This window comes from Marinomonas ostreistagni (assembly GCF_016888445.1).
GTDB lineage: Bacteria > Pseudomonadota > Gammaproteobacteria > Pseudomonadales > Marinomonadaceae > Marinomonas > Marinomonas ostreistagni.
This window is the reverse complement of the sequence record NZ_JAFEKF010000002.1, coordinates 843,175-865,881: the sequence shown is the minus strand read 5'-3', so window position 1 is coordinate 865,881 and position 22,707 is coordinate 843,175. Positions and strand designations below refer to the sequence as shown.

Genomic DNA, 22,707 nt, shown 5'->3' with positions numbered 1-22,707 from the left:
TTGCGTATCACTTAAAAGTGACCTTGCTTAACCCATAAAACCGTATCGCTATTTACAACAACATCAGACCAATCAATTGCTGGCACTCGCAACCAACTAAGTGACGAATACGTTTCTTCCGCAAGCGTCAGCTCGCCCTGTATCACTAAAATTTCCGTGGCGCTAGCATTTAAAAAGCATTGAGCTAAAGCAGACGCGTCATCAAGCTTGATAAGATCAGCCGTTTCACTTTGATAGTGGTGCAGTCTGTGGGCAACATTCTTAGGAAGGTCTAGCAACGAGTCGAAGGTACGCACAACATGCTGAGCATCAAGTTCTTGAAATTGGTGCAGCTTAACAAACAACACACAGCCATCCGGACTAAACGGCGCATGACTCGAACCTGGTGGGTTACGAAAGTAGGTCCCCGCAGGAAAGGCACCCGATTCGTCACAAAAGGTTCCTTCGAGTACCAAAATCTCCTCACCGCGCGGGTGTGGATGCGGGCGGAACACAGAACCCTTAGCGTAGCGTACGATACTGGTGGCATGACCACGCTCCGCATCCTCACGGGCCAGAGGCTTACGCTCAACGCCTGGCATGGGACTTGGCTGCCAATTAAGGCCATCGCATTGAATCGCCACTGCTTTGGAAAAATCCATATTTAACATCGCCAGCACCTGTTTAATTATTAGCCTATGAGTGTATCCCTACCTTTAGCACTGACGCAAACCTTACAATCCTATTAAGCCATCGTAAGGCAAAAAAAAGGCACCAGGTCGGGAAACCTGATGCCTTAACAGTTCCAACGTATCGACTTCAAAAGAAATGATGCGAGGAACCTTGAATGATCACACTTAACATAAGGCTCCCAACAGGGAGCCTTAGAGTAAACGTAATCCACTAAAGAAAGGGGATTAGAATAGGTACGTTACACCAACAGCAGTTGTTTTGTCGTCGTCACGGGTAATGATTGTATCGTTACCATAAGAATCTTCATCAAAAGCAGCGTTTTGACCGAATTCACCGTATACGTACATTGCTGAAGATAGGTTGTAAGTGATACCGAACGCGTAAACATCGTAATCATCGATACCGTTTACTTCGTCGTCTAGATCAACCATCTGTACAGTTGAGTAAACATCACCGGCACCGTAGTTGTAGCGTGCCGCTAGACCGAATGCGCTAGAGAAGTCTTCAACTTCTTCGTATTGACCACCAATAGAAAGTGCTGGTGTTAGTTGGTAAGTCACGTTTAGACCTGTAGTGCTAGACTCACCGTCGCCAGTGTTGTTGCCGTCGTCGTAACCTACCGCTACAGTCAAAGCATCTACAGAGTACTTAAGTACAACCTGTGAAGCCGTACCGTCGTTTTCTTCAGTACGCTCTGCATCATCAGAAGCTTTATCACGAACAGCAATAGATGTTTGGAATTCAAAACCACCAAAAGATGGAGAGTAGTAAGCAATGGTATCGCCTTCACCAGTCAATTGAGCTTGGTGAACACCTAGCGCTTCAAATTGATCGTAAGTGTCTTGAATTGCGTTATTGTAAACAGTGTCGAATGAACCGACTTGTGCTTTACCGAAGCTACCCTGTACACCAACGAATGCTTGGTCCAAGTCGATGCTTAGGTCATCATTGTTGCTTTTGTCATCAGCATCAACTTCAAGTTCGTACTTGAAGAAACCCGTTAGATCATCATTGATCGCTGTGCTGCCTTGGAAGCCAAAAGTAGAACCATTGTCTTCGATTTCTGCCGTATCAGAATCGTCAGAGTCAACGTATGCAAGCTGGATATTACCGTAAACATCGAAGTTAGTAGTTTCGTCTGCTGCGAAGGCAGTCATTGAAGAAACTGCTGCACTTGAAACTGCGATAGCAACAAGAGTCTTTTTCATAAATCGGTTTCCTTTCTATTGATTCAATTTGTTATGTACAGCGCTCGATATGTGCAAGCCACTTACAAACACTCTAATATTCGTCCACATTTAATCAATAGAGCACAGTCATGTTGCACAATTTATCCAACATGCATGTTTTATTCATACACATTAATAAAAATGGAATATCAACATAAAATCAGAAAAATAAAAACATTATTTAAATCAAATACATAAATATAAATGTGACAGTTTTTTTAATGTGTTAAGTTATTTCTTACACATTTTAAGGAAAAAAATAAGGAAATAAAAACCAAAATATAGATTATATCTATGGGAAATATCTTTAAAACCTATAAAAAAAGAATAAATATCCCTTAACAGTAATGAACCCTGCTTCAAAAAAACATTTGACGGACATTTTTTTGCACATTTTAGCCACATTCAAATAAATTATCTGACGTCAAATTTGCTTGTGCTAGAGGGGAATAAGGAAATAGACCACTTGAAAGGTAATCAATGGAATCTTTGTTCGGAAGGATTATTGCGATTTATCTGACCAAGGTCAGCGTCAAGACACAAAAAAGGCAGCCATGGGCTGCCTTTCTAAAAACGATTGCTCTAAAAATTATAGAGGCTTAACGTTTTGCGCTTCTGGGCCTTTTTTGCCTTGAGCTACTTGAAACTCAACTTTTTGACCTTCTGCTAGCGTTTTGAAGCCAGGTACGTCGATAGCTGAGAAGTGAACGAATACGTCTGGACCAGACTCTTGAGTGATGAAACCGAAACCTTTAGTTTCGTTGAAGAATTTAACTGTACCAGTAACTACGTCTGACATGATGATATTCCTGTTTGAATAAGTTAATTAAACTATATCGCTATAGCTGGGTAGTGCTTAAAAAACTCGGTATTACTTATGACAAAACAGGACAAACCGTATTCTGGCCACAAGGGACACTGTACATAAATAGCGCCAATTATTTAAACATCTTGATTGTAAGGTTCTTCTATGAACTTGGTCAACGGAATCAGCATATTTTTTGTAACTTTATAAATCCAGCTATTTCTACTGCATTCGCCCAAGTCTTGAGGCACATCAAACCCTAGTGGCACGCACGGCTATCCAATTAACAGCTAGCCTTCTATAGTAACAACACATCCACCTTTGGAGCCTTGCCATGAAAGTTGCCGTTTTCTCATGCAAACCCTACGACAAACGTACCCTTGAAAGCGCTTGCGCTGAATCTGACCATCTTGAGCTACACTTTTTTGAAAGCCGTCTCAGTAGTGAAACTGTGTCACTGGCCAAAGATTACGATGCCGTCTCTTGCTTTGTAAACGATGATCTCAGTCGTGGCGTTATTGACCAATTAGCGATGTATGGCATCCGAGCGATCGCCCTTCGCTGCGCGGGTTATAACAATGTCGACCTCTATTGCGCCAAAGCACACAACATCCCCGTTTTTCATGTCCCCGATTACAGCCCTACTTCCGTTGCAGAGCATGCGGTCGCCTTGATTATGGCACTGAATCGCAAAACCCACCGAGCTTACCACCGCGTCAAAGAGGGCAACTTTGCCCTCGAAGGATTGATGGGCTTTAATCTTGAAGGCAAAACCGTGGGCTGTATTGGCACTGGCCGTATTGGCGCTGCTTTTGCGCGAATCATGAATGGCTTTGGCTGCCGCGTACTCTGCTATGATTTAAACCCTGACGAGAATCTAGAAGCACAGGGCGCCGAATATGTGGACTTAGAAACACTATATAACCGCAGTGATATTATTAGCTTGCACTGCCCTCTTAACGCTTCAACCCATCACCTCATTAACCAAACCTCCCTCGCCAAAATGAAAGACGGCGTGATGATCATCAACACTAGCCGAGGTGCTTTGGTCAATGCACAGCAAGCCATCGACGCATTGTATAGTGGCAAGATTGGCTACTTGGGATTAGATGTGTATGAACAAGAAGGCAAACTCTTCTTTGAAGACATGTCAGACCACATTATCTATGACAGCGTATTCCAGTTACTGCTTACCTTCCCTAATGTAGTGGTCACAGGCCATCAAGGCTATTTCACTGATATCGCGTTGGAGCACATTGCCAACACCACCTGCGCAAACTTAGAACAACTACAGCAAAGCAAAGACCACAAATTTGTGCGTGAACTCACCGCTTCGGCCTAACACTTTTATGCGTGATGCCTGACTGACTCCAATGAAAACAGTTGTACTTTTGTGCAACTGTCATAAAATCATTCATCAATATTTTAATTGGCACAGTCTTCATTACGCGTATGAATATAAATAAGATCGACCTAAATCTGCTTATTTACTTAGACGTCCTGCTTCGCGAATGTAACGTGACGCGCTCCGCGAGCAAGCTCAATATCACCCAACCCGCCATGAGCAATGGCCTCAAGCGCTTGCGCGATTTACTAGGTGACCCGCTACTCGTACGCACCAGTGAAGGCATGAAGCCCACCGAAAAGGCCTTACGACTGCAGCCGATCGTACGCAAGGTGTTACTAGAGCTTGAAGAAGCCTTACAACCCGAGGCTGACTTTAATGAACGGACTTCGACCCGTGTTTTTCGCGTCATGGCCAGTGACTACGCGGCTTCGACCGTCATTCCTAGGCTTCTTACGCGCTTACGCGAACAAGCCCCAGGCATCACTATCGATATCATGACCCCAAGCGATGTCACTTTCCATGATGTGGAAGCAGGCAAAATCGACATGGCGATTAACCGCTTTGAAGAGCTGCCGCAGTCATTCCATGAAAAAAGTGTGTGGCACGATACCTTTGTTTGCATGATGGCCGCAGACAACCCTGTGGCCAAAAACTTCACCCTTGAGACCTACTTAGAAGCACAACACATTTGGGTCAGTAAGACGGGCTTTGGTGTAGGCGTGGGCATGGATCCAACCGATGTACAAAAACTTGGCTGGGTTGACGAAGCCTTGCAGCAACAAGGCCGTAAACGCAGCATCCGTGTGTTTACTCGAAGCTATCACACCGCCATGCACTTAGCATTGGAGCAAGATTTGGTGGCGACCTTACCAAGAAAAGTCGCCATGATTAATCGCAACAATCCAGATCTAGTCATCTTAGAGCCTCCTTTTACCATTCCGCCCATTGAGCTTAAAATGATTTGGAGCCCTCTGCTGCATCACGATGCCAGCCACATCTGGTTTCGCAAACAAGTGATTGAGCTTGCTAATGAGCTAAAATCACAAAACTACCACCGCTAATTTGGCCTTCTCCAGACACAAAAAAACGCGCTCAAGGCGCGTTTTTTAATATCAAAGTAAGAGAATTACTCTTCGTCAGCAGAGGCTGCTGCTTCTTTGATAATAGACTGAAGCTCGCCATTGCCCGCCATCTCAACGATGATGTCACAACCGCCGACCAATTCACCTTTCACCCATAGCTGCGGGAAAGTTGGCCAGTTAGCGTATTTAGGCAATTCAGCACGGATATCTGGATTCTCAAGAATGTTCACAAACGCAAAACGCTCACCACAAGACATCAGTGCTTGCACTGCTTGCGCAGAGAAGCCGCACTGAGGCATGCGTGGCGTGCCTTTCATGTACAACAAAATGTCGTTGTTGTTGATCTGCTCTTGAATCGTCTCAATTGTGTTACTCACGATCAGTAAACCTCTTCGTTTGCCGTTATGGTTACGGCTTTATTGGTGTATTAGGTGGGAGTATGGGGATGTTTATAATTTTTACAACCCTGCTGCGGCAAAATCCTTGGGCAAAAGTCTCTTTACTCAATCGCACCAGTGTATTAAATTGGCGGATTCCCTAATTACTGGTTAAATTCTGACAGGAGCCTACCGTGTCGCCAAGACATTTTTTGACTCTGAAAGACCTTTCGTCTGACGAGCTTAAACAACTACTTTCACGTGCGATCGAACTGAAAAAAATGCACCGTGGAGGTGAGCTTTACGAGCCTTTAAAGAACAAGGTGTTGGCGATGATCTTTGAAAAGTCATCCACTCGAACACGCGTTTCTTTTGAAGCTGGCATGGCTCAGTTTGGCGGTCATGCTTTGTTTTTGTCACCACGCGATACTCAGCTAGGTCGTGGTGAGCCGGTCGAGGACAGCGCACGCGTTATTTCAAGTATGGTCGATGCTGTGATGATTCGTACTTTTGACCATGCCATGGTGGAAACCTTTGCCGCCAACTCACGCGTACCTGTGATCAATGCGCTAACTGACGACTACCATCCTTGCCAGCTGTTGGCTGACATGCAGACCTACCTTGAGCATCGTGGCTCAATTGAAGGCAAAAAAGTGGTTTGGGTAGGTGATGGCAACAATATGTGCCACTCCTACATGAATGCTGCCGACCTACTTGGCTTCAACCTTGTTGTTGCCTGCCCGAAAGGCTACGAGCCAAACGATCAAATCCTAGGCGAGAACAAACACTGCGTGAGCGTCACTAACTCGGTACAAGATGCTGTACGAGATGCTGACCTTGTGGTCACCGATGTATTTGCTTCAATGGGCCAAGAAGATGAGCAAGAGCAACGTATGCGTGACTTTGATGGCTTCCAAGTTAACCAAGAACTGATGGCCTTAGCTAAGTCTGACGCCCTGTTCTTCCACTGCCTACCCGCTCACCGTGGCGAAGAAGTCACGACTGAAGTCATTGATCATCCAGACTCTGTGGTATGGGATGAAGCGGAAAACCGCCTACACGCTCAGAAAGCGCTACTTGAATTTTTGATCTGTAACTAAGACAATCTCGTAAGGCTCGAGGTTAGAGGCATCTAACTCGGGCCTTTTTTATACGTTATGAGCTGAATATCACTCAAAAACTAGAGATTACTATGAGCATAATTGAAGTTAGGCATCTAAAAACACTGACAGCATTAAGAGAAACTGGAAGCCTAGTCGAAGCTGCCGAGCGCGTCCATCTAACGCAATCCGCGCTATCCCACCAATTAAAAGACTTAGAAGAAAAGCTGGGATGTCCACTGTTTATTCGCAAGACCAAACCGGTGCGCTTCACCAGCGCCGGCCTAAGATTATTACAACTTGCCGACGATGTCTTAATGTCGTTTCGTTCTGCCCAGCGTGATATCCAACGTTTTGCCGAAGGCGAAAGCGGCCGTTTACACATCGCGATCGAATGTCACAGTTGCTATGAATGGCTGATGCCAACCATTGATCACTTCCGTGAACACTGGCCTGATGTTGAGCTTGATCTATCGACCGCTTTTAGTTTTATGCCGCTACCTGCGCTGGCTCGTGGTGATTTAGACCTAGTCGTTACATCCGATCCGCAAGAACTACCAAATATTGAATACATCCCTTTGTTTCAATACGAGTCACAAGTCGCGCTCTCACGTCACCACCCATTGGCCAAAAAAGAATATTTAACGCCAGAGGATTTCAAGACGGAGACCTTGATTACCTACCCAGTAGAATCTGAGCGCCTAGATATCTTCAAGCATTTCTTAACACCCGCAGGTGTGTCACCGGCCAAGATTCGTCACAGCGAACTAACGCTGATGATGATGCAATTGGTTGCCAGTGGACGTGGTGTTTGCTGCCTACCGAATTGGGCCTTAACGGAATATACCAATCGCCAATACGCCATCACCAAATCCCTTGGTGAAGAAGGTGTATGGTGCAAACTCTATCTGGCTATCCGTAAAGATCAGCGTGAAAACGCCTACATGGATGATCTGATCACGACCGCATCGAAAACCTGCTTTAAAAACTTACGCGGTATATTATCGCCCGAGCTATAACAGGCTTATGCCAGTTATGCCAGCATCAACCAAGTTGATTTTGATGCTGGCTACGCGACCAAATGAAGCTGAACTTTGCCCCGCCTAAACTGCTCTCTTCTACTAGCACCGCTCCACCATGCCAAAAGGCAATACGCTGCACGATCGCCAAGCCCAAGCCATAACCACCCGAAGCACGGGTGCGAGAGTTATCTAAGCGTTGAAACGGAATAAACACCTTGTCACGATCTTCTGCAGGAATTCCTGGGCCATCATCTTCGATGTCCACTTGCCAGCGTTCATCGTCGGCAAAGAATGAGATTTTGATCGCATCATTGGCATATTTAGAGGCATTCAGAATTAGATTTTGCAGTGCCCGATGCAGATGATGTGCGTCGGCATTAACAATATCATCACCAGAAGTTTCGATCGTCACGGTTAGCTTTTGCAGCAGACTTTGGTTGTGATCGACAATGTCGTTAAGCAGCTGCTCAATGCTGGTTTTCTCGAAGTTTAACGCTAACGAGCCCTCTTCCAGTTTGCCATAGGTAAGCACCTCGTCCACGAGTGTATTTAGCTCTTCTACATCGACTTCCAGTGCACTGATTGACGACTCTTGATCCGGCGTCACCTCGTCTTTTAATACCTCAAGACCAAAACGCAAACGAGCAATCGGAGTACGCAACTCATGAGAAATCGCATTAATCATTTCACGCTGTACTTTTAATAAGCGCTGGATATGTGTCGACATGGAGTCAAATGAATACGCCAGCTCTTTTAGAGTACCCGAGCTGTCTTCAACGCCCTGTGGCAGGCTACCACGCCCTCGAGCAATTTGTCGTGTCGCTGTTTCAAAGTGTACGCGCTTTTTATCTAAGCCAACCAGCTCATACCACACTAAGGCCAACAAAGCAGTGATCGCCACCAGCATCGTCAACATTGCAGCTAAGCTAAGTGATAGACCCGTTTTGGGCTTCATGGTAATCAACCAAGCCTGCTCAGCCTCAGAGCCTTGTGGGCGCCATAATAAGGCGAGCATTCCTTCTTTGGTACGAATCAGCTCTGTTGCTTTAACATCCGCGGTACTCCAGAGCTCAGGAGAAACTGGCTCAAAGCGTGCGCCTGAAACGGTTTCAACAAAATCCAACTTTGCCTCATTGCTAGCATCACTGTCTAAAAAGTAGCGCAGCAAACCGGCAATGCTATAACCATGAGCTTCTTTACCTAGGCCTTTTAAAACAATCTCATCACCGTCGTAGACCGTAACGTTCGGCGTTGCACGCGGATCACTGATTCGAAACTCATACTTGGAATGATTAGCGCTAAGCGGCGCCAAGACCTGCCAATCAAACCGGGATCTCAGGTTAACGGCTTCGAGCGGGACATCGCTGGCTAACAGCTGAGCTGAAAGCTCTGCATCGAGGTTGAGAAACGCCACTTGTTGCTTGTGACGGTCACGTTCTTGGAGGGATTCAATTACGGCATAACAGGCCAGCAATATGATGACACCCCCAATCAAAATATGCCGATAGAGGCGCCACATATCACTGCTCATAACGACTACACCTCTTTAACGAATAGGTAGCCTTTACTGCGAATCGTTTTAATACGACGCGGATGGATTGGGTCATCGCCGATTTTAGAGCGGATACGCGAGATACGCACATCGACCGAGCGGTCTTGACCATCGTATTCGATACCACGCAGCTCACCGAAAATTTCTTCACGGCTTAGGATACGACCAGAGTTGCTAGCCAATAACCATAGCAAATCGAACTCCGCACTGGTCAGTTCAATCTCTTCGCCTTCGCGCCATGCTTCACGACGCGAATTATCAATGACCAAATTACCAAACTCTAAGGTTTGTTCTGGGCTTGCTTCAGCGCTAGAAAGATCGGCATCTTGTGTACTGCGACGCAGTAGTGATTGCACACGCGCTAACAGTACACGTGGTTTGGCAGGCTTGGAGACGTAATCGTCAGCGCCAATCTCAAGTCCCAAAATCTGATCTACATCATCACTACGTGCAGTCAACATCAAGATTGGTCCATGGTAATCGTTACGAACACTGCGACATACCGTAAAACCATCTGCACCAGGCAGCATTAAATCAAGGATCACTAACGATGGCTGCTCATCGACGATACGGCCAATGGCGTTGCGGCCATCTGGCTCAATGTCTACTGAAAAACCATTTTTTTGAAGGTATTCCTGCGTCAGTGTAGCCAGGCGCTCATCATCTTCAACAATCAAAATTGATTGGGGTTCATTCACGCTCATAGTCTATCCTCGTCCTTTGATTTTAAATAATTGCCTTTACAATCAATCTACTAAAAGTTCACGAATTTGTCTAACTCGTTCGCGATTTGCCCCGAGATCGTCATAACCTACCCGCGAAGCAGAGCGCACATGAATCACACTGTCTGCCTCAGGGAAGTACAATTCCAGATCATCGTTAAAACCAAGTAATGGGCTACTGATCTCGATATGGGAATAACCAAGCTGGCTATCTAGGATACGCGCATCGGTGGCGTCTAAGATAAATTGTTCGACTTTTAACTGTGTCTCCATTGCGTCGCCACGATAGATAATCGGCTCGACGTAATGCTCCGTGTCTTCGGTTGATGCTTGCGAGGATACGCAATTAGGCATAGCTGGGCAGGGCGCTAAGTTTCCTTCATTGACCCCTAATCCTTCAGGAACACCGTTATTCAAGCTCACGTACACTATGAACCCTAGTAACATTGCAATGACGACTACAAACATCCATCGCACCATGATCATACCAATACATCCTCTTATCTAAATGATCTACGCCCTGGCTTCTTAGGCTTAAACTCTTGTTGCTTATCCGACGATTGCCAGTCAAATCCTTTGTCACGGCGCTTGGTTTTGGCCACGCTACCACTAACTCTTGAATTACGATTACGGCGACGATCGTGTGTTTCTTGCTGGCTCTTAGGGCCTACCGGCGTATGCGGCAAGCTAACCAGTTCACATAACGCTGTCACATCAGCATCGTCCATTTCAACCCAACGACCAACTTTTGCTTTGGATGGCAAAAATACTGGACCAAAGCGAACGCGCTTAAGGCGGTTAACTTTTACACCTTGGGATTCCCATAAACGACGCACCTCACGGTTACGGCCTTCCATCAGACAAACGTAGAACCAATGGTTGATGCCTTCACCACCACCATCAACGATGTCAGTGAAATTCGCCATACCATCTTCTAACAGTACACCTTTTTTCAGCGTTTCAACATGCTCTTCTGTGACATTACCCATGACACGAACCAAATATTCGCGATCTATTTCTGTCGAAGGGTGCATCAGACGGTTAGCCAGCTCTCCGTCGGTGGTAAACAGTAACAAGCCTGACGTGTTGATATCCAAACGACCAACAGCGATCCAACGGCTACCACGCAGCTTTGGTAAGCGATCAAACACCGTTGGGCGACCTTCTGGGTCTTTGCGCGTACACACTTCGCCTTCAGGTTTGTTGTAGATAATGACACGACGCTCAACATCGCTTGATGCTGAAGTTTTCACGGGTTCACCGTCAAACGCGATTTCATCACTCGAGCGTACGCGGTCACCTAGATTGGCCACCGCACCATTGACTGTCACACGACCTTCGCGAATACGATTTTCCATCTCACGACGTGAACCAACACCAGCTCTTGCTAACACTTTCTGTAATTTTTCGTCCATTACGACCTCATCTGGGAATGCTTCGCAGCAACCCTTAGTTTGTTTAATTCAGTGCTTTCGCAATAGGTAAAACCCCATTGCGACTTATGGCCATATTATAGTCATATCAAGTCTGACTTGATAGCTGTGCCGTACGCTTTTACATAAATGGCGCAGGGTCGCCAGCACCCACGCGCAGCACTTTGATTTCTTCTGAATCCATCGCCACCACTGTAGTAGGTTCTAGACCGCAAAAGCCGCCATCGATGACCAAGTCCAGCTGATGCTGTAGCGTATCGCGAATGTCATAAGGGTCCATCATAGGATCCGTTTCGCCGGGCAAAATCAATGACGAGCTCATAATCGGCTCACCCAATTCTTCCAGCAAGGCTTGCACGATTTTACTATCCGGAACACGAATACCAATGGTTTTACGCTTAGGGTGCATCAATCGACGCGGCACCTCTGAGGTACCGTTAAAAATAAAGGTGTAAGGGCCCGGCGTATGATGCTTGAGCAAACGATACAGCGTGTTATCAAAGCGCGCGTAAGTGGAAATCTCAGACAAGTCCTTACACACCAAGGTGAAGTTATGCTTGTCATCCAAGCGGCGAATTTGACGTATTTTTTCCAGCGCCGCTTTATCACCAATATGACAGCCTAAAGAGTAACCGCAGTCGGTCGGGTAAGCGATCACTGCGCCTTGGCGAATCATATCCGCGGCTTGCTTAATCAAGCGCGCTTGTGGGTTTTCTGGATGTATTTGAAAAAACTGACTCACGGTAATCTCTCCCTTTTAATCGTGTCGGCTAAGCACTGACTAAAGCGCTCATGCACTTACCATTTGTACCAGATCGGTGTGACCTCTTGCTCATGTATCTGAGTATAGCGCCCCACCTGAGTCCAAGGTCCAAACGGTCCATGAAAGTCGCTGCCCACCGACGCTTGCAGCTCAAAATCACGAGACAAGCGCTCTAAAAAGCGCACGTGATCAGGACGCTCATTACCAGAGGCTACTTCAATAGCGCTGCCCCCAAGCTTTTTAAAATCAGTCACAATAGCTTTTAGTTTGGTCACCGTAATGGGGTAACGCTTAGGATGCGCCAGCACCAGCTCAATACCTGCCGCATGTAGCTGCGGCACAATCTCTTCAAGCTGCGGCCAAACATCACGAATTTGGCCAATCTTTTTATTGCCTAGGTAGTGATCAAAGGCTTTGTTCACATCTTTAACAATGCCTTCTTGCACCATTACTTTCGCAAAATGCGGTCGACCTAGCTGACTTTCTCCAGCTTCGGCAACCGCCTTATCAAATAAGTCAGGTAGACCTTTTTTACGCAATAGATCAGCGATTTGTCGACCACGCTGTAAACGTACTGTTTGATTATGCTCTGTCCAACGCAGCATTTGCGTATCGTCTTGAGCAAAGTTAAGCGCCACCATGTGCAGAGGGATTTTTTGCCAAGCAACCGATAATTCACAGCCATTAATTAGGCGTATGCCCTGCTGCAAAGCCGCCTCATGAGCTGCTGGTAAGCCTGCCAAGGTGTCGTGATCGGTTAAGGCTAAGGTTTGCACGTTTTCTTGTGCCGCAAGCGCTACTAACTCGGCTGGAGACAGTTTGCCGTCTGAAGCTGTGGAATGTGTGTGTAGGTCGATTCGCTGATAGGGCTGTTCAGACATCAAAGGGGTATTCTTTCCGACAGTTGCTAGGTATCATCATTCGAGCATACAGAAACTGGCTTGACTATGAAATTATTATTCGACTTTTTACCTATCGTTGTTTTCTTTTTAGTGTACAAATCCACTAACGACATCATCTTGGCAACCGCTGTCTTGATTCCAGCCACCTTGCTACAAGTCTCTTATACTTGGTGGAAACATCGCCAAGTCGAAAAGATGCATATGGTGTCTTTGGCATTGGTCGTTCTACTTGGTGGCGCAACGGTGTTAGCCGGCGATGGCGACTTCATAAAATGGAAACCAACCGTGGTTAACTGGCTCTTTGCAGCGGTATTTTTAGGCAGTCAATTTATTGGCTCACGCAACATCATTCAGCGCATGATGGGCGACAAATTGGAGCTGCCACACAAAGTATGGCGAACATTGAATCTCGCTTGGGTAGGCTTTTTTATTCTCTCTGGCGCGGCCAACCTTTATGTTGCTTTTAACTTCAGCGAAGACATCTGGGTAGACTTCAAACTTTTCGGTCTGCTCGGCATGACCCTAGTCTTCATCGTTTTACAAGGGATTTACTTATCTTCCCACCTACAAAATAAGGAATAATAGATGTTGTATTCAATCGTTGGCCAAGATGTTGAACAAAGCTTAGAAGGTCGCAAAGCGGCACGCCCAGCGCACCTTGAACGCCTACAAGCGCTGCGTGATCAAGGTCGTCTGGTATTGGCTGGCCCAAACCCAGCAATCGACTCTAACGATCCAGGCGAAGCGGGCTTTACCGGCAGTGTCGTGGTGGCTGAATTTGCCTCTTTAGAAGACGCTCAAGCCTGGGCAGATGCAGATCCGTATGTGGCGGCTGGCGTCTATGCACACGTCGAAGTGAAACCCTTCAAACAAGTCTTCTAATGGCTTAACGAGTGGTGCTTTTGTGGCATCACTCGTCCTTCTCTTTAAGCGTCAGGTTTTATTTTCACATCCGAGTGCCCCAGATCACGCTCTGGATCGATCACATCGCGCATGCGCTGCTTCAATACTTTGGCCTCCGGAAAGCCATCTTCTGCCTTACGACACCAGATTTCAGTACCATTTACGCGTATTTTAAAAATACCGCCTTGCGTTGGCATCAAGGTGACACTTTTAATATCATCATCAAAGGTTGTTAACAGCTCTTGGGCCAGCCAAGTCGCCCGCAACATCCAGCGACATAAGGTGCAGTATTCGATCTCAACCACTGCATTTCTCATGTAGTACCTCTCTTAATCATTAGATCTTGGCGTAATGCCTCGAACCCTAATACTATGGGCACATTGCCAAGAAGGAAGAGTCCGATGAAAAAAACGTTAGTAAGCGCATTATTATGCTCAGTGATCAGTTTGCCTGCTTTGGCGACCGAAGTGAACATTCAGACCTCAATGGGCAACATCCGTGTCGATCTAAACGAAAAAGCCGCACCCAATACCGTTAAAAACTTTTTGCGTTACGTCGATGAAGGTTTTTATGAAGGCCTAATTTTCCACCGTGTCATTCGTGGCTTTATGGTGCAAGGCGGAGGTTTTGATAAGGACCTTGAGCGCCAACAAACACACCATGCGATCGCCTACGAAGGGGACAACGGCCTTAAAAACTATCGCGGGACACTAGCGATGGCTCGTACCAGTGATCCAAATAGCGCCACGTCACAGTTTTTTATCAACCACAACGACAATGCCTTTTTAAACCACGGCGCCCGCGGCGGTGCTGGTTACACAGTCTTTGGTAAGGTCATCTCAGGCCTAGAGGTAGTCGATAAAATTGCCAATGTGCCAACCCGCAACATTGGTCCTTACCAAAATGTACCCACAACACCTGTGATCATTGAGAAAGTAACCCGTGTTGACTAGTTATCAGCTGGATTCTCCAGCGTTAGATTTCGGCGCCGATGGCGTCCCCCGCTCCAGCACATTTGATGATGTGTATTTTGATAAAGATGCTGGGCTTGAGGAGACGCGCTACGTCTTCTTGGCCCACAACCATCTAGCAGAACGCTTTCAATCACTTACTGACCAGGCTCGTTTTCATATTGCGGAAACAGGCTTTGGTACTGGGATGAACTTTCTCTGTGCACTGCAATTATTCGCTGAGCAAGCGCCTGACAGCGCTTGGTTGACGTTTACCTCAGTAGAGAAGTTCCCATTAAGCAAAGACAAACTTGAGCAAGCACTGGCTATGTGGCCAAGCTTGGCCCCGTTCGCCCAAGCGTTATTAGCCCAGTATCCAATCCTATGCCATGGCCTGCATCGCATCGAGCTTCCCGATTTTCGTACCACACTAACTCTCTGGTTTGGCGAAGCAAGTGAAGGCTTTGCCGCGCTCAATGGCCACATAGACGCATGGTTCTTAGATGGTTTTGCGCCCAGCAAAAATCCTGAGATGTGGAGCGCTGAATTATTTCAAAACATTCAGCGCTTAAGTCGGCACAACACAACTTTTGCGACCTTCACCGCAGCAGGTATCGTTCGCCGCGGTCTGCAAGCCCATGGTTTTAACGTACAAAAAGTCAAAGGGTTTGGTCATAAGCGTGAAATGATGGTCGGTCAGCTGAGTAACTCAGTGACTGATACAACGCCTTCACCTCAAGCGCCATGGTTTGAGGTGACACAAGCCCCCTCTTCCTATAACCGAATTTTGGTTGTCGGCACGGGCCTGGCGGGCGCCACTACCGCAAATACTTTGGCGCAAAAGGGTTTTCAAGTAGAAGTCTGGGAGCAGTCTGATCATATCGCTGAGGGCGCTTCAGGCAATGAGCAAGGCATGCTGTATCCTAAATTAGGCGCCAGCGACACACCGGTCAATCGCTTTTACTTGGCGGCTTATTTGTATGCACAGCGTTTTTATCAGACACTCAGCGCAGCTCACCCTGAAGCAACGCTATGGCAACAAAGTGGCTTATTACAACGTCCTAAAACACCTCAAGAACAGGTCAAATTTGACAAGATCTTAGCCACTCAGTTGTACCCTGACAGCATTCTTCGCCGTAGCGAAGATCAAGCGGGGTTGATGTTGCCTCTCTCTGGCTGGGCACGTCCTAAAACCATATGCCAGACATTACTAAGTCATGCCAATATCGAACTTAAGCTGAATCATGAGCTGTCGCGCCTTGAGCCTAGTGAGACTGGTTTAACGGCTTATCAAGGCGAGCACGCTCATGAGTTTAGCCATGTCATAGTTTGTAGCGCCAACCAGCAACACATGCTGGACTCGATCCAAACACTGCCGACCAAAGCGATCCGTGGCCAAGTGACACAGCTAAGTATTAAAGACATTCCGGATGCGCACACTCAAGCACAAGCAGAAGCTTTATCTCAAGTGGTATGCGCCGATGGCTATGTGTCGCCCGCGCTTGAAGGGCAACTTAACTTTGGCGCCACTTACGACTTGAACTCAACCAGTCTTGCAATCCTAGAGGACTCACACAAAGAGAATCTAGCAAAGCTTGAGCGGTTGTTGGATTGCGACCTTGATCAAGTAGCACTATCTGATTGTCGCGGACGCAGTGCGTTACGCTGCACCGTAAACGACTATACGCCGATTGTCGGACCGATAAGTGATCAAGCGTCTTTAATTGAGCAATATGGCATGCTACGCACCAATGCAAAGTGGCAGTCAACGCAACCAGCGGCGTTTGTAAAAGGTCTGTTCGTCAATATTGGGCATGGCTCGCGGGGATTGGTCAGCGCACCGCTCTGCGCCAATTATCTAGCCAGTATCATTGCAGAGGAAGTTGCACCACTGGAACAAACTGTGTTGGAAGCGCTACACCCAAATCGTTTTGTGATTCGAAAACTTAAGCGCGGTGAGGTTTAACCTCACCGCTTAAAGCCATTACATTTCAAATAGGTCACATGCCGACGGAATCAAATCGTCAAGGCGTTGGTAAGTCTTGGGACGATAAACAATCGCGCCCATATTAGGATGCAAATCACGCAGTTTGTCACTGAGCTGAACCACCGCTGGGTTGATTGGCTCATATGGATAAATATGATCTTGAATACTAAGCTTGTGTAGTTCGTCGAGCTCATCTTGCAACATAGACTTCATAGCGAAAAATAGATCCTTGCTATTTATGTCATTTGTTTCCCAATATGCATCGGACAAAGCGCTATTTAGTTCGTAAAATACGTGTAACGCATCTGATACGGTTTTTTGACTCATAGTGTCTCCATAAAAACGAGCATTCTGTTTACTTTCACCCTTGTATTGATAGATGCTAACCCCATAACCACTCTCTCGCCACGAAAAAATGTAGGTATATTGATTTTGAGTAACCCAATGCAACCCGACGTGACATCTGACAACCTGTGGCCATCATTACAAGCTGAAGCTGAAAAGCTAGCACAAGATGAACCCATTTTGGCAAGCTATTTTAATACCACCATACTTCGCCATGACTCCTTAAGCTCAGCCTTGAGCTTTTTACTTGCCAGTAAGCTTGACAGTATTTCGATCCCTGCCATGGTCTTACGTGAGGTTTTTGAAGAAGCAATGTCTGACCCTGAGTCTAACATTGTCGCCTGCATCAAACAGGATATTTTATCCATTAAAGAGCGTGATGCGGCTTGCGATTGTTTGACGACCCCGTTGTTATTCTTCAAAGGCTTCCATGCGTTACAAACTTACCGCGTTGCTAACTGGCTTTTCAAACAAGGCCGAGAAAGCTTAGCCTTATACCTACAAGGGCAAATGTCGATGGTCTTTGGCGTCGATATCCACCCAGCGGCACGCATTGGCTGTGGCGTCATGCTGGATCACGCGTCAGGCCTAGTGGTCGGTGAAACCTGTGTCATTGGTGACAATGTCTCGATTCTGCAATCGGTCACACTGGGTGGTACCGGTAAAGAAACAGGCGATCGTCACCCCAAAATCCGTTCCGGTGTATTGATCGGAGCAGGCGCCAAGATTTTGGGCAACATCGAAGTGGGAGAAGGGGCTAAAGTGGGCGCCAATAGCGTGGTGCTAGAACCGGTTGAGCCTCACACTACCGTGGCTGGCGTGCCAGCTAAGGTAGTTGGTCGTAACCGAGAGAAAGAGCCTTCTCGCGAGATGGATCACACCATCAAAGGCTGCTACAAATAATCTAAAAAGGGTCCCGCGGGACCCTTTTTAGTTACATTCGCTGCGCGACTTGCTTGTCTACCATTTGAATGGTTTCACTTTCGGTATCAAAAACTAAGACCGCGTTACCCGATTGCAGGGCCTTCAGCGCTTGTTGGCGTTTTTGCTCCGCTGATAACCCATAGTCACCATAATCAGTACCATCGCGTGATACGATATCATTCAAAATATTATCGAGCGTCTCAGGATCTAGAGCGTCGTAAGGAATCAAAGTATCCATTTAGACGACTCCAAAGCCTGTTAGCATCTCATGTAACGCCTCTTCGTCCATCACAGGGACCTCAAGCGACTGCGCTTTAGTGAGCTTCGAACCCGCTTTTTCACCGGCCACCAAACAATCCGTCTTGCCCGAAACCGAGCCACTGACTTTCGCACCAAGCTTAATCAAATGATCTTTTACTTCATCGCGAGAATAGCGGCTCAAGGTGCCCGTGACGACATAGGTTTTACCCTCAAGTGGGCGCTCGCCGCTGTCTTCAGAAGATTCCGCCATCTGCCAGTGCACGCCTTGCTCCAACAGCCCATGAACAGTCGCCACGTTGTCTTCTTGCTCGAAGAACAAGCGAATATGTTGCGCCACAATAGGGCCCACATCTTCGACTTCAATCAATTCTTCTTGGGTAGCGTTCATTAAAGCGTCAAGCGTGCCAAAGTATTGAGTCACTGTGCGGGCCGTCGCTTCCCCAACCTCACGAATTCCCAAGGCATATACAAAGCGGTTAAACAAGGTTTGCTTTGATGCTTCAATCGCGTTGAGTAGCTTTTCCACCGACTTATCGCCCATGCGTTCCATGGCCAACAAGCGCGCTGGCTTTTCTTTAAGGCGGTATATATCGACTGGCGTATTGAGTAGTTTGGCATCCACCAGTTGCTCGATCAGCTTGTCGCCTAGGCCATCGATGTCCATTGCTTTGCGCGACACAAAATGCTTCAGGCGCTCTTTCAGCTGGGCGCCACAGACCAAACCGCCAGTACAGCGTTGTACCGCTTCTCCCTCAACACGCTCGATGTCCGACTCACATACCGGACACTGTACAGGGAACACGACCTCTGTGGCGTCTTCAGGACGGCGCTCAGTCAAAACTTGCACGACTTGCGGGATCACATCACCAGCACGACGAATCATCACCCAATCCTTGACTTTAACGCCTAATCGTTCGATTTCGTCTTGGTTGTGAAGCGTGGCATTAGAGACGGTTACCCCACCCACAAACGTCGGCTGTAAACGTGCAACCGGCGTAATTGCGCCCGTACGTCCTACTTGGAAATCCACACCAAGGATCTGCGTCACTTCTTCTTGCGCGGGAAACTTACGCGCGATGGCCCAGCGTGGCGCTCGAGCAACGAAGCCCAACTGCTTCTGCTGGGCGATGCTGTCAACCTTATAGACAATGCCATCAATGTCATAACTTAAACCATCACGCTCAGCAGCGACTTTGTCGTAGTAATCTAAGCACCCTTGGATACCTTCAACACGCTGCATTAGCTGGTTAATTTTAAAGCCCCATTCGGACAGCTGCAGTAAGCCTTCGTAATGGCTATCAGGCTGCTGCCACCCCTCGACGTAGCCGATGCTATAAGCACACAACACTAAAGGGCGCGATGCCGTGATCTTGGGATCAAGCTGACGCAGGCTGCCGGCGGCGGCATTACGCGGATTAACGAAGGTTTTCTCGCCTTTTTCAGCGGCTTGTTGATTCAGCTTTTCAAAGCCCTCTTTGGGCATATAAATTTCACCACGCACCTCGAGCACAGGTGGCGGCGTCTCGGTGCGCAGACGCATCGGCACCGAATAAATGGTCTTAATGTTAGAGGTAATGTCTTCACCGACTAGGCCATCACCACGGGTGACACCGCGCACTAAAAGGCCGTCTTCGTAGCGCAAACTGATGGCTAAACCATCCAGTTTGGGCTCACAGCAGTACGTCAGCACGGCAGCTTGACTAAGCTTTTGCACGCGCTCATCAAAGTCCACCATGCTGTCGTTATCAAACGCATTATCAAGCGATAACATAGGCACGGTATGCTCAACCGAGGCAAAGCCATTATCAGGCTTTTCACCCACACGCTGGGTCGGTGAGTCCGCTTGAACCCACTCTGGGTGCTGCGCTTCAATCGCTTGCAGAGCACGATAGCAACGGTCGTATTCGGCATCTGGCACCAGTGGCTCATCTTTTACGTGATAAGCATAACTGTAATCATTTAGCTGACGGATCAACGTCAACATCTCTTCTCTAGAGGACGTTTGTGTATCGCTCATAAGTCACTCAAAACGGATAGGTAACATAACAAAAGGCCCCGAAGGGCCTTTTATAAAAAATTAAGAAGGACGCTTTTTCTTGGCCAGTTGTCGGCGTTCGAAATCACGAATGCGCTGGCGACAATGAGCGATGGTTTGCTCACTCATGGGCGCGCGACGTTCATCACGTAACTCACCACCTAGATTACGCACCAACGCCTGGGCCGTCTCTAGCATGAAATCAAACGCCTTCATGCTATTTTTAGGGCCAGGTAAGCCCATAAAGAAGCTCACACCTGGGCACTCTGATTCACCCATGGTATCTAAATCAAATGTGCCTGGTTCAATCGCATTGGCCATGGAAAATTGGATTTTGCCTTTATCAAAGCCGTCTTCATGACGATGAAAAATATCCATTTCGCCATAACGCATGCCACAGTTTAGTACTAACTGCAGCAACTCCATCCCCGCAAACGCACTGTCTTTGGGCGCAAATACATTGATAACAATGACTTCTTCGATTTCAGCTTCTTCTTCGTCTTCTTCAACCGGCTCTTCAATGGCGGTGATATCTGACTGAGCCAGATCGACATTAGAGTAATCACGCTCAAAGTCTTGCACCGGCTCAAGCTCATCTTCTAAGGTCGCTTCAAGCTCCTGCTGCGCATAGCCTTCGTACAGCACATCCGCGTAATCCTGCTCTGCTGAAGCCGCGGCGGCACTTTTATCACGCTCAGGCACAAGCGAGGCAAGCTCATCCAGCTCAAATTTATCAGTACGGTCCATTTGCGGGCCAGCATCGACTTTATGTGGCATTTCCGTCAACGGGCCACGGGCTGTCATGCGTGCGTTTTCAAACGCACTCTGAACTGGGTCGGCCGAGGCGGCACGAGGCGCGACTGGGCGCGCGCCACCATTAGGCAACTCATGACGAATGATGGCCTCTTTCTTGGCCTCATCAGGATCGACATAGTCATCATCGTAGGAACTCCCAAGTTGGGGTTTACGATAACGACGGTAGCCGTCGATTAAAATGGCGACAATGATGATGACGCCAATTACAATTAGCCACTCACGCAAGCTAAAATCCATTATTATAAATCCGCTTTAGATCAATACATTTGCCCGTATTATCAGTCGAAGCGAAGATTGTTTCAATTACAAGGCGACCTTGACGTTAAAAATCTTGTCACTATTGGACGGTACGGGCGATAAATAACCAACAATTTGTCCCTGGCTCAGATCTTGGCTGGTCTGTTTCGCGTGTTTGACCACGATATCCACTTCCTCAACCTCTGCGAGTGACTTGCCTGGCATTAAATTATCCAGATTTGTTAACACCAGCGGCGCACCGAACTCAGCACTGCTTATACGCTGAATCGCAACAGGCATTGTTTGGCCGTTTGCAGTCGCATAGACCAAAAACACATCATCCGCTGCTAGCTGCCCTTGCGTCAGCGTAAGACTTAACTGTACCCGATGACTGATCAGCGCCGGAACCTCTTCCTCAGAAATTGCGCCTTGTTTACGTGCTGCCGTAATTCCTGACAATAAATCGTTTCTGGCTTGAGGGTCATTCCCCAGACGAATCGCTTTTTGCCATGCTAAGATCGCTTCTTTGTAGCGCTTTGCATCAAATTGTACAATGCCCATCAACCCCAATGCTTTGACATGATTGGGATTACTTTGCAGGGCTTGCGTCACTAACTCACGCATCGGCTCTGACACGGTATTGTCATGGTTATAAAACATCGCTTGGGCTAACTCTACCTGTACATTGATGTAATCTGGGGAGTCGGTATCTAACTTTTGTAATACCTGCTGATACGACTCAACCGCGTCAGCGTAATCCTCGGCAAGCACCTGCTCGCTGGCAAGGTAATACCAATCCTCAGCTCGGTCATAACGCGCTACGCGATACGCTAAAAACTCAGAGATATCCTGCTCAGTCGCACTGCGCTCTAGCATCTTCTCGGTAAACGCTACCTCTTTAGAAAATCCTAGCTGCTGGTATAAGGCCAAAGCACCGACCAACACCACAGCCACCATCGCCGATAATACCCAACGCGTTACGTTTAAATCTTTGATCAGGTAAAACTGTTGCTTATCGATGTATTGAGCTTCCAGCGCCAAGTCATCACGTAGCTGATTGGCTTCGTCTTGAGTCAGCCGACCAGCTTGAAGCTCTTCTGCAACCTCTTGCTCACGTAAGGCAATAAAGCGTTCACTGTCACGCTCCTTAATCGGGCGATTGGCCGCGCCGAACAAAGCGCGCATCACATACAGCACACTCAGTACCGCTATTGCAGCCATCACCAACCAAGCCATCATCAT

At 47.4% G+C, this 22,707-nt stretch carries 25 protein-coding genes; 9 read left to right on the top strand and 16 right to left on the bottom strand.

Annotated elements, in window-relative coordinates; all coding sequences use genetic code 11:
• Positions 1 to 11 precede the first annotated feature (11 nt).
• The 3 genes from JQX58_RS09465 to JQX58_RS09455 all read right to left on the bottom strand — a co-directional run bounded on the left by JQX58_RS09465 (position 12) and on the right by JQX58_RS09455 (position 2,700).
• Positions 12 to 641 (bottom strand): cupin domain-containing protein, encoded by a 630-nt coding sequence (locus JQX58_RS09465; protein ID WP_239090231.1) that lies wholly within the window; start codon positions 639 to 641, stop codon positions 12 to 14.
• Between the two features lie 255 nt (positions 642 to 896).
• Entirely contained in the window at positions 897 to 1,880 is a 984-nt protein-coding gene (locus tag JQX58_RS09460; protein WP_204146582.1) for a porin, read from the bottom strand.
• Positions 1,881 to 2,490: 610 nt separating this feature from the next.
• Complete coding sequence (locus JQX58_RS09455; RefSeq protein WP_055462030.1) at positions 2,491 to 2,700, bottom strand: cold-shock protein; 210 nt, start codon at positions 2,698 to 2,700, stop codon at positions 2,491 to 2,493.
• A 340-nt stretch (positions 2,701 to 3,040) separates the two neighbouring features.
• On the opposite strand from JQX58_RS09455, the gene JQX58_RS09450 reads away from it, so the two are divergent.
• Both JQX58_RS09450 and JQX58_RS09445 read left to right on the top strand, forming a co-directional pair.
• Positions 3,041 to 4,048 (top strand): 2-hydroxyacid dehydrogenase, encoded by a 1,008-nt coding sequence (locus JQX58_RS09450; protein ID WP_204146581.1) that lies wholly within the window; start codon positions 3,041 to 3,043, stop codon positions 4,046 to 4,048.
• Between the two features lie 110 nt (positions 4,049 to 4,158).
• Positions 4,159 to 5,115, top strand: coding sequence for a LysR family transcriptional regulator (locus JQX58_RS09445; protein WP_204146580.1), 957 nt, complete (start codon positions 4,159 to 4,161; stop codon positions 5,113 to 5,115).
• Between the two features lie 65 nt (positions 5,116 to 5,180).
• Here the strand turns inward: JQX58_RS09445 and grxD are convergent, their stop codons facing one another.
• Complete coding sequence (gene grxD, locus JQX58_RS09440) at positions 5,181 to 5,513, bottom strand: Grx4 family monothiol glutaredoxin (protein ID WP_204146579.1); 333 nt, start codon at positions 5,511 to 5,513, stop codon at positions 5,181 to 5,183.
• A gap of 194 nt (positions 5,514 to 5,707) precedes the next feature.
• Between grxD and argF the strand changes: the two genes are divergently transcribed.
• Complete coding sequence (argF, locus tag JQX58_RS09435) at positions 5,708 to 6,613, top strand: ornithine carbamoyltransferase (RefSeq protein WP_204146578.1); 906 nt, start codon at positions 5,708 to 5,710, stop codon at positions 6,611 to 6,613.
• A 92-nt stretch (positions 6,614 to 6,705) separates the two neighbouring features.
• Positions 6,706 to 7,632 carry a LysR family transcriptional regulator gene (locus JQX58_RS09430; RefSeq protein WP_239090230.1) on the top strand — a complete coding sequence of 309 codons (927 nt, stop codon included), beginning with the start codon at positions 6,706 to 6,708 and terminating at the stop codon, positions 7,630 to 7,632.
• A 25-nt stretch (positions 7,633 to 7,657) separates the two neighbouring features.
• On the opposite strand, the gene JQX58_RS09425 is transcribed toward JQX58_RS09430, so the two are convergent.
• The 6 genes from JQX58_RS09425 to JQX58_RS09400 form a co-directional block, all read right to left on the bottom strand.
• On the bottom strand, positions 7,658 to 9,166 hold the full coding sequence (locus tag JQX58_RS09425) for an ATP-binding protein (protein WP_204146577.1): 1,509 nt from the start codon (positions 9,164 to 9,166) through the stop codon (positions 7,658 to 7,660).
• A 5-nt stretch (positions 9,167 to 9,171) separates the two neighbouring features.
• Positions 9,172 to 9,891 (bottom strand): winged helix-turn-helix domain-containing protein, encoded by a 720-nt coding sequence (locus JQX58_RS09420; RefSeq protein WP_204146576.1) that lies wholly within the window; start codon positions 9,889 to 9,891, stop codon positions 9,172 to 9,174.
• 42 nt (positions 9,892 to 9,933) lie between these two features.
• Positions 9,934 to 10,395: a DUF1499 domain-containing protein gene (locus JQX58_RS09415; RefSeq protein ID WP_239090229.1), complete on the bottom strand. Its 462-nt coding sequence runs from the start codon at positions 10,393 to 10,395 to the stop codon at positions 9,934 to 9,936.
• Positions 10,396 to 10,409: 14 nt separating this feature from the next.
• Positions 10,410 to 11,324, bottom strand: coding sequence for a 23S rRNA pseudouridine(2605) synthase RluB (gene rluB, locus JQX58_RS09410; RefSeq protein WP_204146575.1), 915 nt, complete (start codon positions 11,322 to 11,324; stop codon positions 10,410 to 10,412).
• A 139-nt stretch (positions 11,325 to 11,463) separates the two neighbouring features.
• Positions 11,464 to 12,084: an L-threonylcarbamoyladenylate synthase gene (locus JQX58_RS09405; RefSeq protein WP_204146574.1), complete on the bottom strand. Its 621-nt coding sequence runs from the start codon at positions 12,082 to 12,084 to the stop codon at positions 11,464 to 11,466.
• A gap of 56 nt (positions 12,085 to 12,140) precedes the next feature.
• On the bottom strand, positions 12,141 to 12,986 hold the full coding sequence (locus tag JQX58_RS09400) for a PHP domain-containing protein (RefSeq protein ID WP_204146573.1): 846 nt from the start codon (positions 12,984 to 12,986) through the stop codon (positions 12,141 to 12,143).
• 66 nt (positions 12,987 to 13,052) lie between these two features.
• Here JQX58_RS09400 and JQX58_RS09395 point away from each other — a divergent pair, with 66 nt between their 5' ends.
• Positions 13,053 to 13,589: a septation protein A gene (locus JQX58_RS09395; protein WP_204146572.1), complete on the top strand. Its 537-nt coding sequence runs from the start codon at positions 13,053 to 13,055 to the stop codon at positions 13,587 to 13,589.
• 3 nt (positions 13,590 to 13,592) lie between these two features.
• A complete protein-coding gene (locus tag JQX58_RS09390; RefSeq protein ID WP_204146571.1) occupies positions 13,593 to 13,889 on the top strand; it encodes a YciI family protein in 297 nt (98 codons plus the stop codon).
• A 44-nt stretch (positions 13,890 to 13,933) separates the two neighbouring features.
• On the opposite strand, the gene JQX58_RS09385 is transcribed toward JQX58_RS09390, so the two are convergent.
• The gene (locus tag JQX58_RS09385) at positions 13,934 to 14,227 is read right to left on the bottom strand and encodes an Rdx family protein (RefSeq protein ID WP_204146570.1); all 294 of its coding nucleotides are present in this window, start codon (positions 14,225 to 14,227) and stop codon (positions 13,934 to 13,936) included.
• Positions 14,228 to 14,311: 84 nt separating this feature from the next.
• On the opposite strand from JQX58_RS09385, the gene JQX58_RS09380 reads away from it, so the two are divergent.
• Both JQX58_RS09380 and mnmC read left to right on the top strand, forming a co-directional pair.
• A complete protein-coding gene (locus JQX58_RS09380; RefSeq protein ID WP_204146569.1) occupies positions 14,312 to 14,863 on the top strand; it encodes a peptidylprolyl isomerase in 552 nt (183 codons plus the stop codon).
• Complete coding sequence (gene mnmC, locus JQX58_RS09375; protein ID WP_204146568.1) at positions 14,853 to 16,826, top strand: bifunctional tRNA (5-methylaminomethyl-2-thiouridine)(34)-methyltransferase MnmC2/FAD-dependent 5-carboxymethylaminomethyl-2-thiouridine(34) oxidoreductase MnmC1; 1,974 nt, start codon at positions 14,853 to 14,855, stop codon at positions 16,824 to 16,826. The genes JQX58_RS09380 and mnmC overlap by 11 nt, the downstream gene beginning before the upstream one ends.
• An 18-nt stretch (positions 16,827 to 16,844) precedes the next feature.
• Here the strand turns inward: mnmC and JQX58_RS09370 are convergent, their stop codons facing one another.
• Positions 16,845 to 17,174 (bottom strand): hypothetical protein, encoded by a 330-nt coding sequence (locus tag JQX58_RS09370; RefSeq protein WP_204146567.1) that lies wholly within the window; start codon positions 17,172 to 17,174, stop codon positions 16,845 to 16,847.
• A 117-nt stretch (positions 17,175 to 17,291) separates the two neighbouring features.
• Here JQX58_RS09370 and cysE point away from each other — a divergent pair, with 117 nt between their 5' ends.
• Positions 17,292 to 18,095, top strand: a complete 804-nt coding sequence (cysE, locus tag JQX58_RS09365; RefSeq protein WP_204146677.1) for a serine O-acetyltransferase — start codon at positions 17,292 to 17,294, stop codon at positions 18,093 to 18,095.
• Between the two features lie 31 nt (positions 18,096 to 18,126).
• Here cysE and JQX58_RS09360 read toward each other — a convergent pair whose 3' ends face one another.
• The 4 genes from JQX58_RS09360 to JQX58_RS09345 all read right to left on the bottom strand — a co-directional run bounded on the left by JQX58_RS09360 (position 18,127) and on the right by JQX58_RS09345 (position 22,707).
• Positions 18,127 to 18,354 carry a YheU family protein gene (locus JQX58_RS09360; RefSeq protein WP_204146566.1) on the bottom strand — a complete coding sequence of 76 codons (228 nt, stop codon included), beginning with the start codon at positions 18,352 to 18,354 and terminating at the stop codon, positions 18,127 to 18,129.
• Positions 18,355 to 20,394: an NAD-dependent DNA ligase LigA gene (ligA, locus tag JQX58_RS09355; protein ID WP_204146565.1), complete on the bottom strand. Its 2,040-nt coding sequence runs from the start codon at positions 20,392 to 20,394 to the stop codon at positions 18,355 to 18,357. It lies immediately after the preceding gene.
• Between the two features lie 60 nt (positions 20,395 to 20,454).
• Positions 20,455 to 21,465, bottom strand: a complete 1,011-nt coding sequence (gene zipA / locus JQX58_RS09350) for a cell division protein ZipA (protein WP_204146564.1) — start codon at positions 21,463 to 21,465, stop codon at positions 20,455 to 20,457.
• 66 nt (positions 21,466 to 21,531) lie between these two features.
• Positions 21,532 to 22,707, bottom strand: coding sequence for a c-type cytochrome biogenesis protein CcmI/CycH (locus tag JQX58_RS09345; protein ID WP_204146563.1), 1,176 nt, complete (start codon positions 22,705 to 22,707; stop codon positions 21,532 to 21,534).

What these genes read in the sequence shown, in the direction of transcription:
- JQX58_RS09385 (WP_204146570.1), bottom strand. Translation starts at nt 14,227, where the DNA reads ATGAGAAATGCAGTGGTTGAGATCGAATACTGCACCTTATGTCGCTGG.
- JQX58_RS09465 (WP_239090231.1), bottom strand. Translation starts at nt 641, where the DNA reads ATGGATTTTTCCAAAGCAGTGGCGATTCAATGCGATGGCCTTAATTGG.
- JQX58_RS09425 (WP_204146577.1), bottom strand. Translation starts at nt 9,166, where the DNA reads ATGAGCAGTGATATGTGGCGCCTCTATCGGCATATTTTGATTGGGGGT.
- JQX58_RS09420 (WP_204146576.1), bottom strand. Translation starts at nt 9,891, where the DNA reads ATGAGCGTGAATGAACCCCAATCAATTTTGATTGTTGAAGATGATGAG.
- JQX58_RS09430 (WP_239090230.1), top strand. Translation starts at nt 6,706, where the DNA reads ATGAGCATAATTGAAGTTAGGCATCTAAAAACACTGACAGCATTAAGA.
- JQX58_RS09395 (WP_204146572.1), top strand. Translation starts at nt 13,053, where the DNA reads ATGAAATTATTATTCGACTTTTTACCTATCGTTGTTTTCTTTTTAGTG.
- JQX58_RS09450 (WP_204146581.1), top strand. Translation starts at nt 3,041, where the DNA reads ATGAAAGTTGCCGTTTTCTCATGCAAACCCTACGACAAACGTACCCTT.
- JQX58_RS09370 (WP_204146567.1), bottom strand. Translation starts at nt 17,174, where the DNA reads ATGAGTCAAAAAACCGTATCAGATGCGTTACACGTATTTTACGAACTA.
- JQX58_RS09400 (WP_204146573.1), bottom strand. Translation starts at nt 12,986, where the DNA reads ATGTCTGAACAGCCCTATCAGCGAATCGACCTACACACACATTCCACA.
- zipA (WP_204146564.1), bottom strand. Translation starts at nt 21,465, where the DNA reads ATGGATTTTAGCTTGCGTGAGTGGCTAATTGTAATTGGCGTCATCATC.
- JQX58_RS09460 (WP_204146582.1), bottom strand. Translation starts at nt 1,880, where the DNA reads ATGAAAAAGACTCTTGTTGCTATCGCAGTTTCAAGTGCAGCAGTTTCT.
- JQX58_RS09345 (WP_204146563.1), bottom strand. Translation starts at nt 22,707, where the DNA reads ATGATGATGGCTTGGTTGGTGATGGCTGCAATAGCGGTACTGAGTGTG.
- JQX58_RS09445 (WP_204146580.1), top strand. Translation starts at nt 4,159, where the DNA reads ATGAATATAAATAAGATCGACCTAAATCTGCTTATTTACTTAGACGTC.
- ligA (WP_204146565.1), bottom strand. Translation starts at nt 20,394, where the DNA reads ATGAGCGATACACAAACGTCCTCTAGAGAAGAGATGTTGACGTTGATC.
- JQX58_RS09455 (WP_055462030.1), bottom strand. Translation starts at nt 2,700, where the DNA reads ATGTCAGACGTAGTTACTGGTACAGTTAAATTCTTCAACGAAACTAAA.
- JQX58_RS09390 (WP_204146571.1), top strand. Translation starts at nt 13,593, where the DNA reads ATGTTGTATTCAATCGTTGGCCAAGATGTTGAACAAAGCTTAGAAGGT.
- rluB (WP_204146575.1), bottom strand. Translation starts at nt 11,324, where the DNA reads ATGGACGAAAAATTACAGAAAGTGTTAGCAAGAGCTGGTGTTGGTTCA.
- JQX58_RS09360 (WP_204146566.1), bottom strand. Translation starts at nt 18,354, where the DNA reads ATGGATACTTTGATTCCTTACGACGCTCTAGATCCTGAGACGCTCGAT.
- cysE (WP_204146677.1), top strand. Translation starts at nt 17,292, where the DNA reads ATGCAACCCGACGTGACATCTGACAACCTGTGGCCATCATTACAAGCT.
- JQX58_RS09415 (WP_239090229.1), bottom strand. Translation starts at nt 10,395, where the DNA reads ATGATCATGGTGCGATGGATGTTTGTAGTCGTCATTGCAATGTTACTA.
- JQX58_RS09380 (WP_204146569.1), top strand. Translation starts at nt 14,312, where the DNA reads ATGAAAAAAACGTTAGTAAGCGCATTATTATGCTCAGTGATCAGTTTG.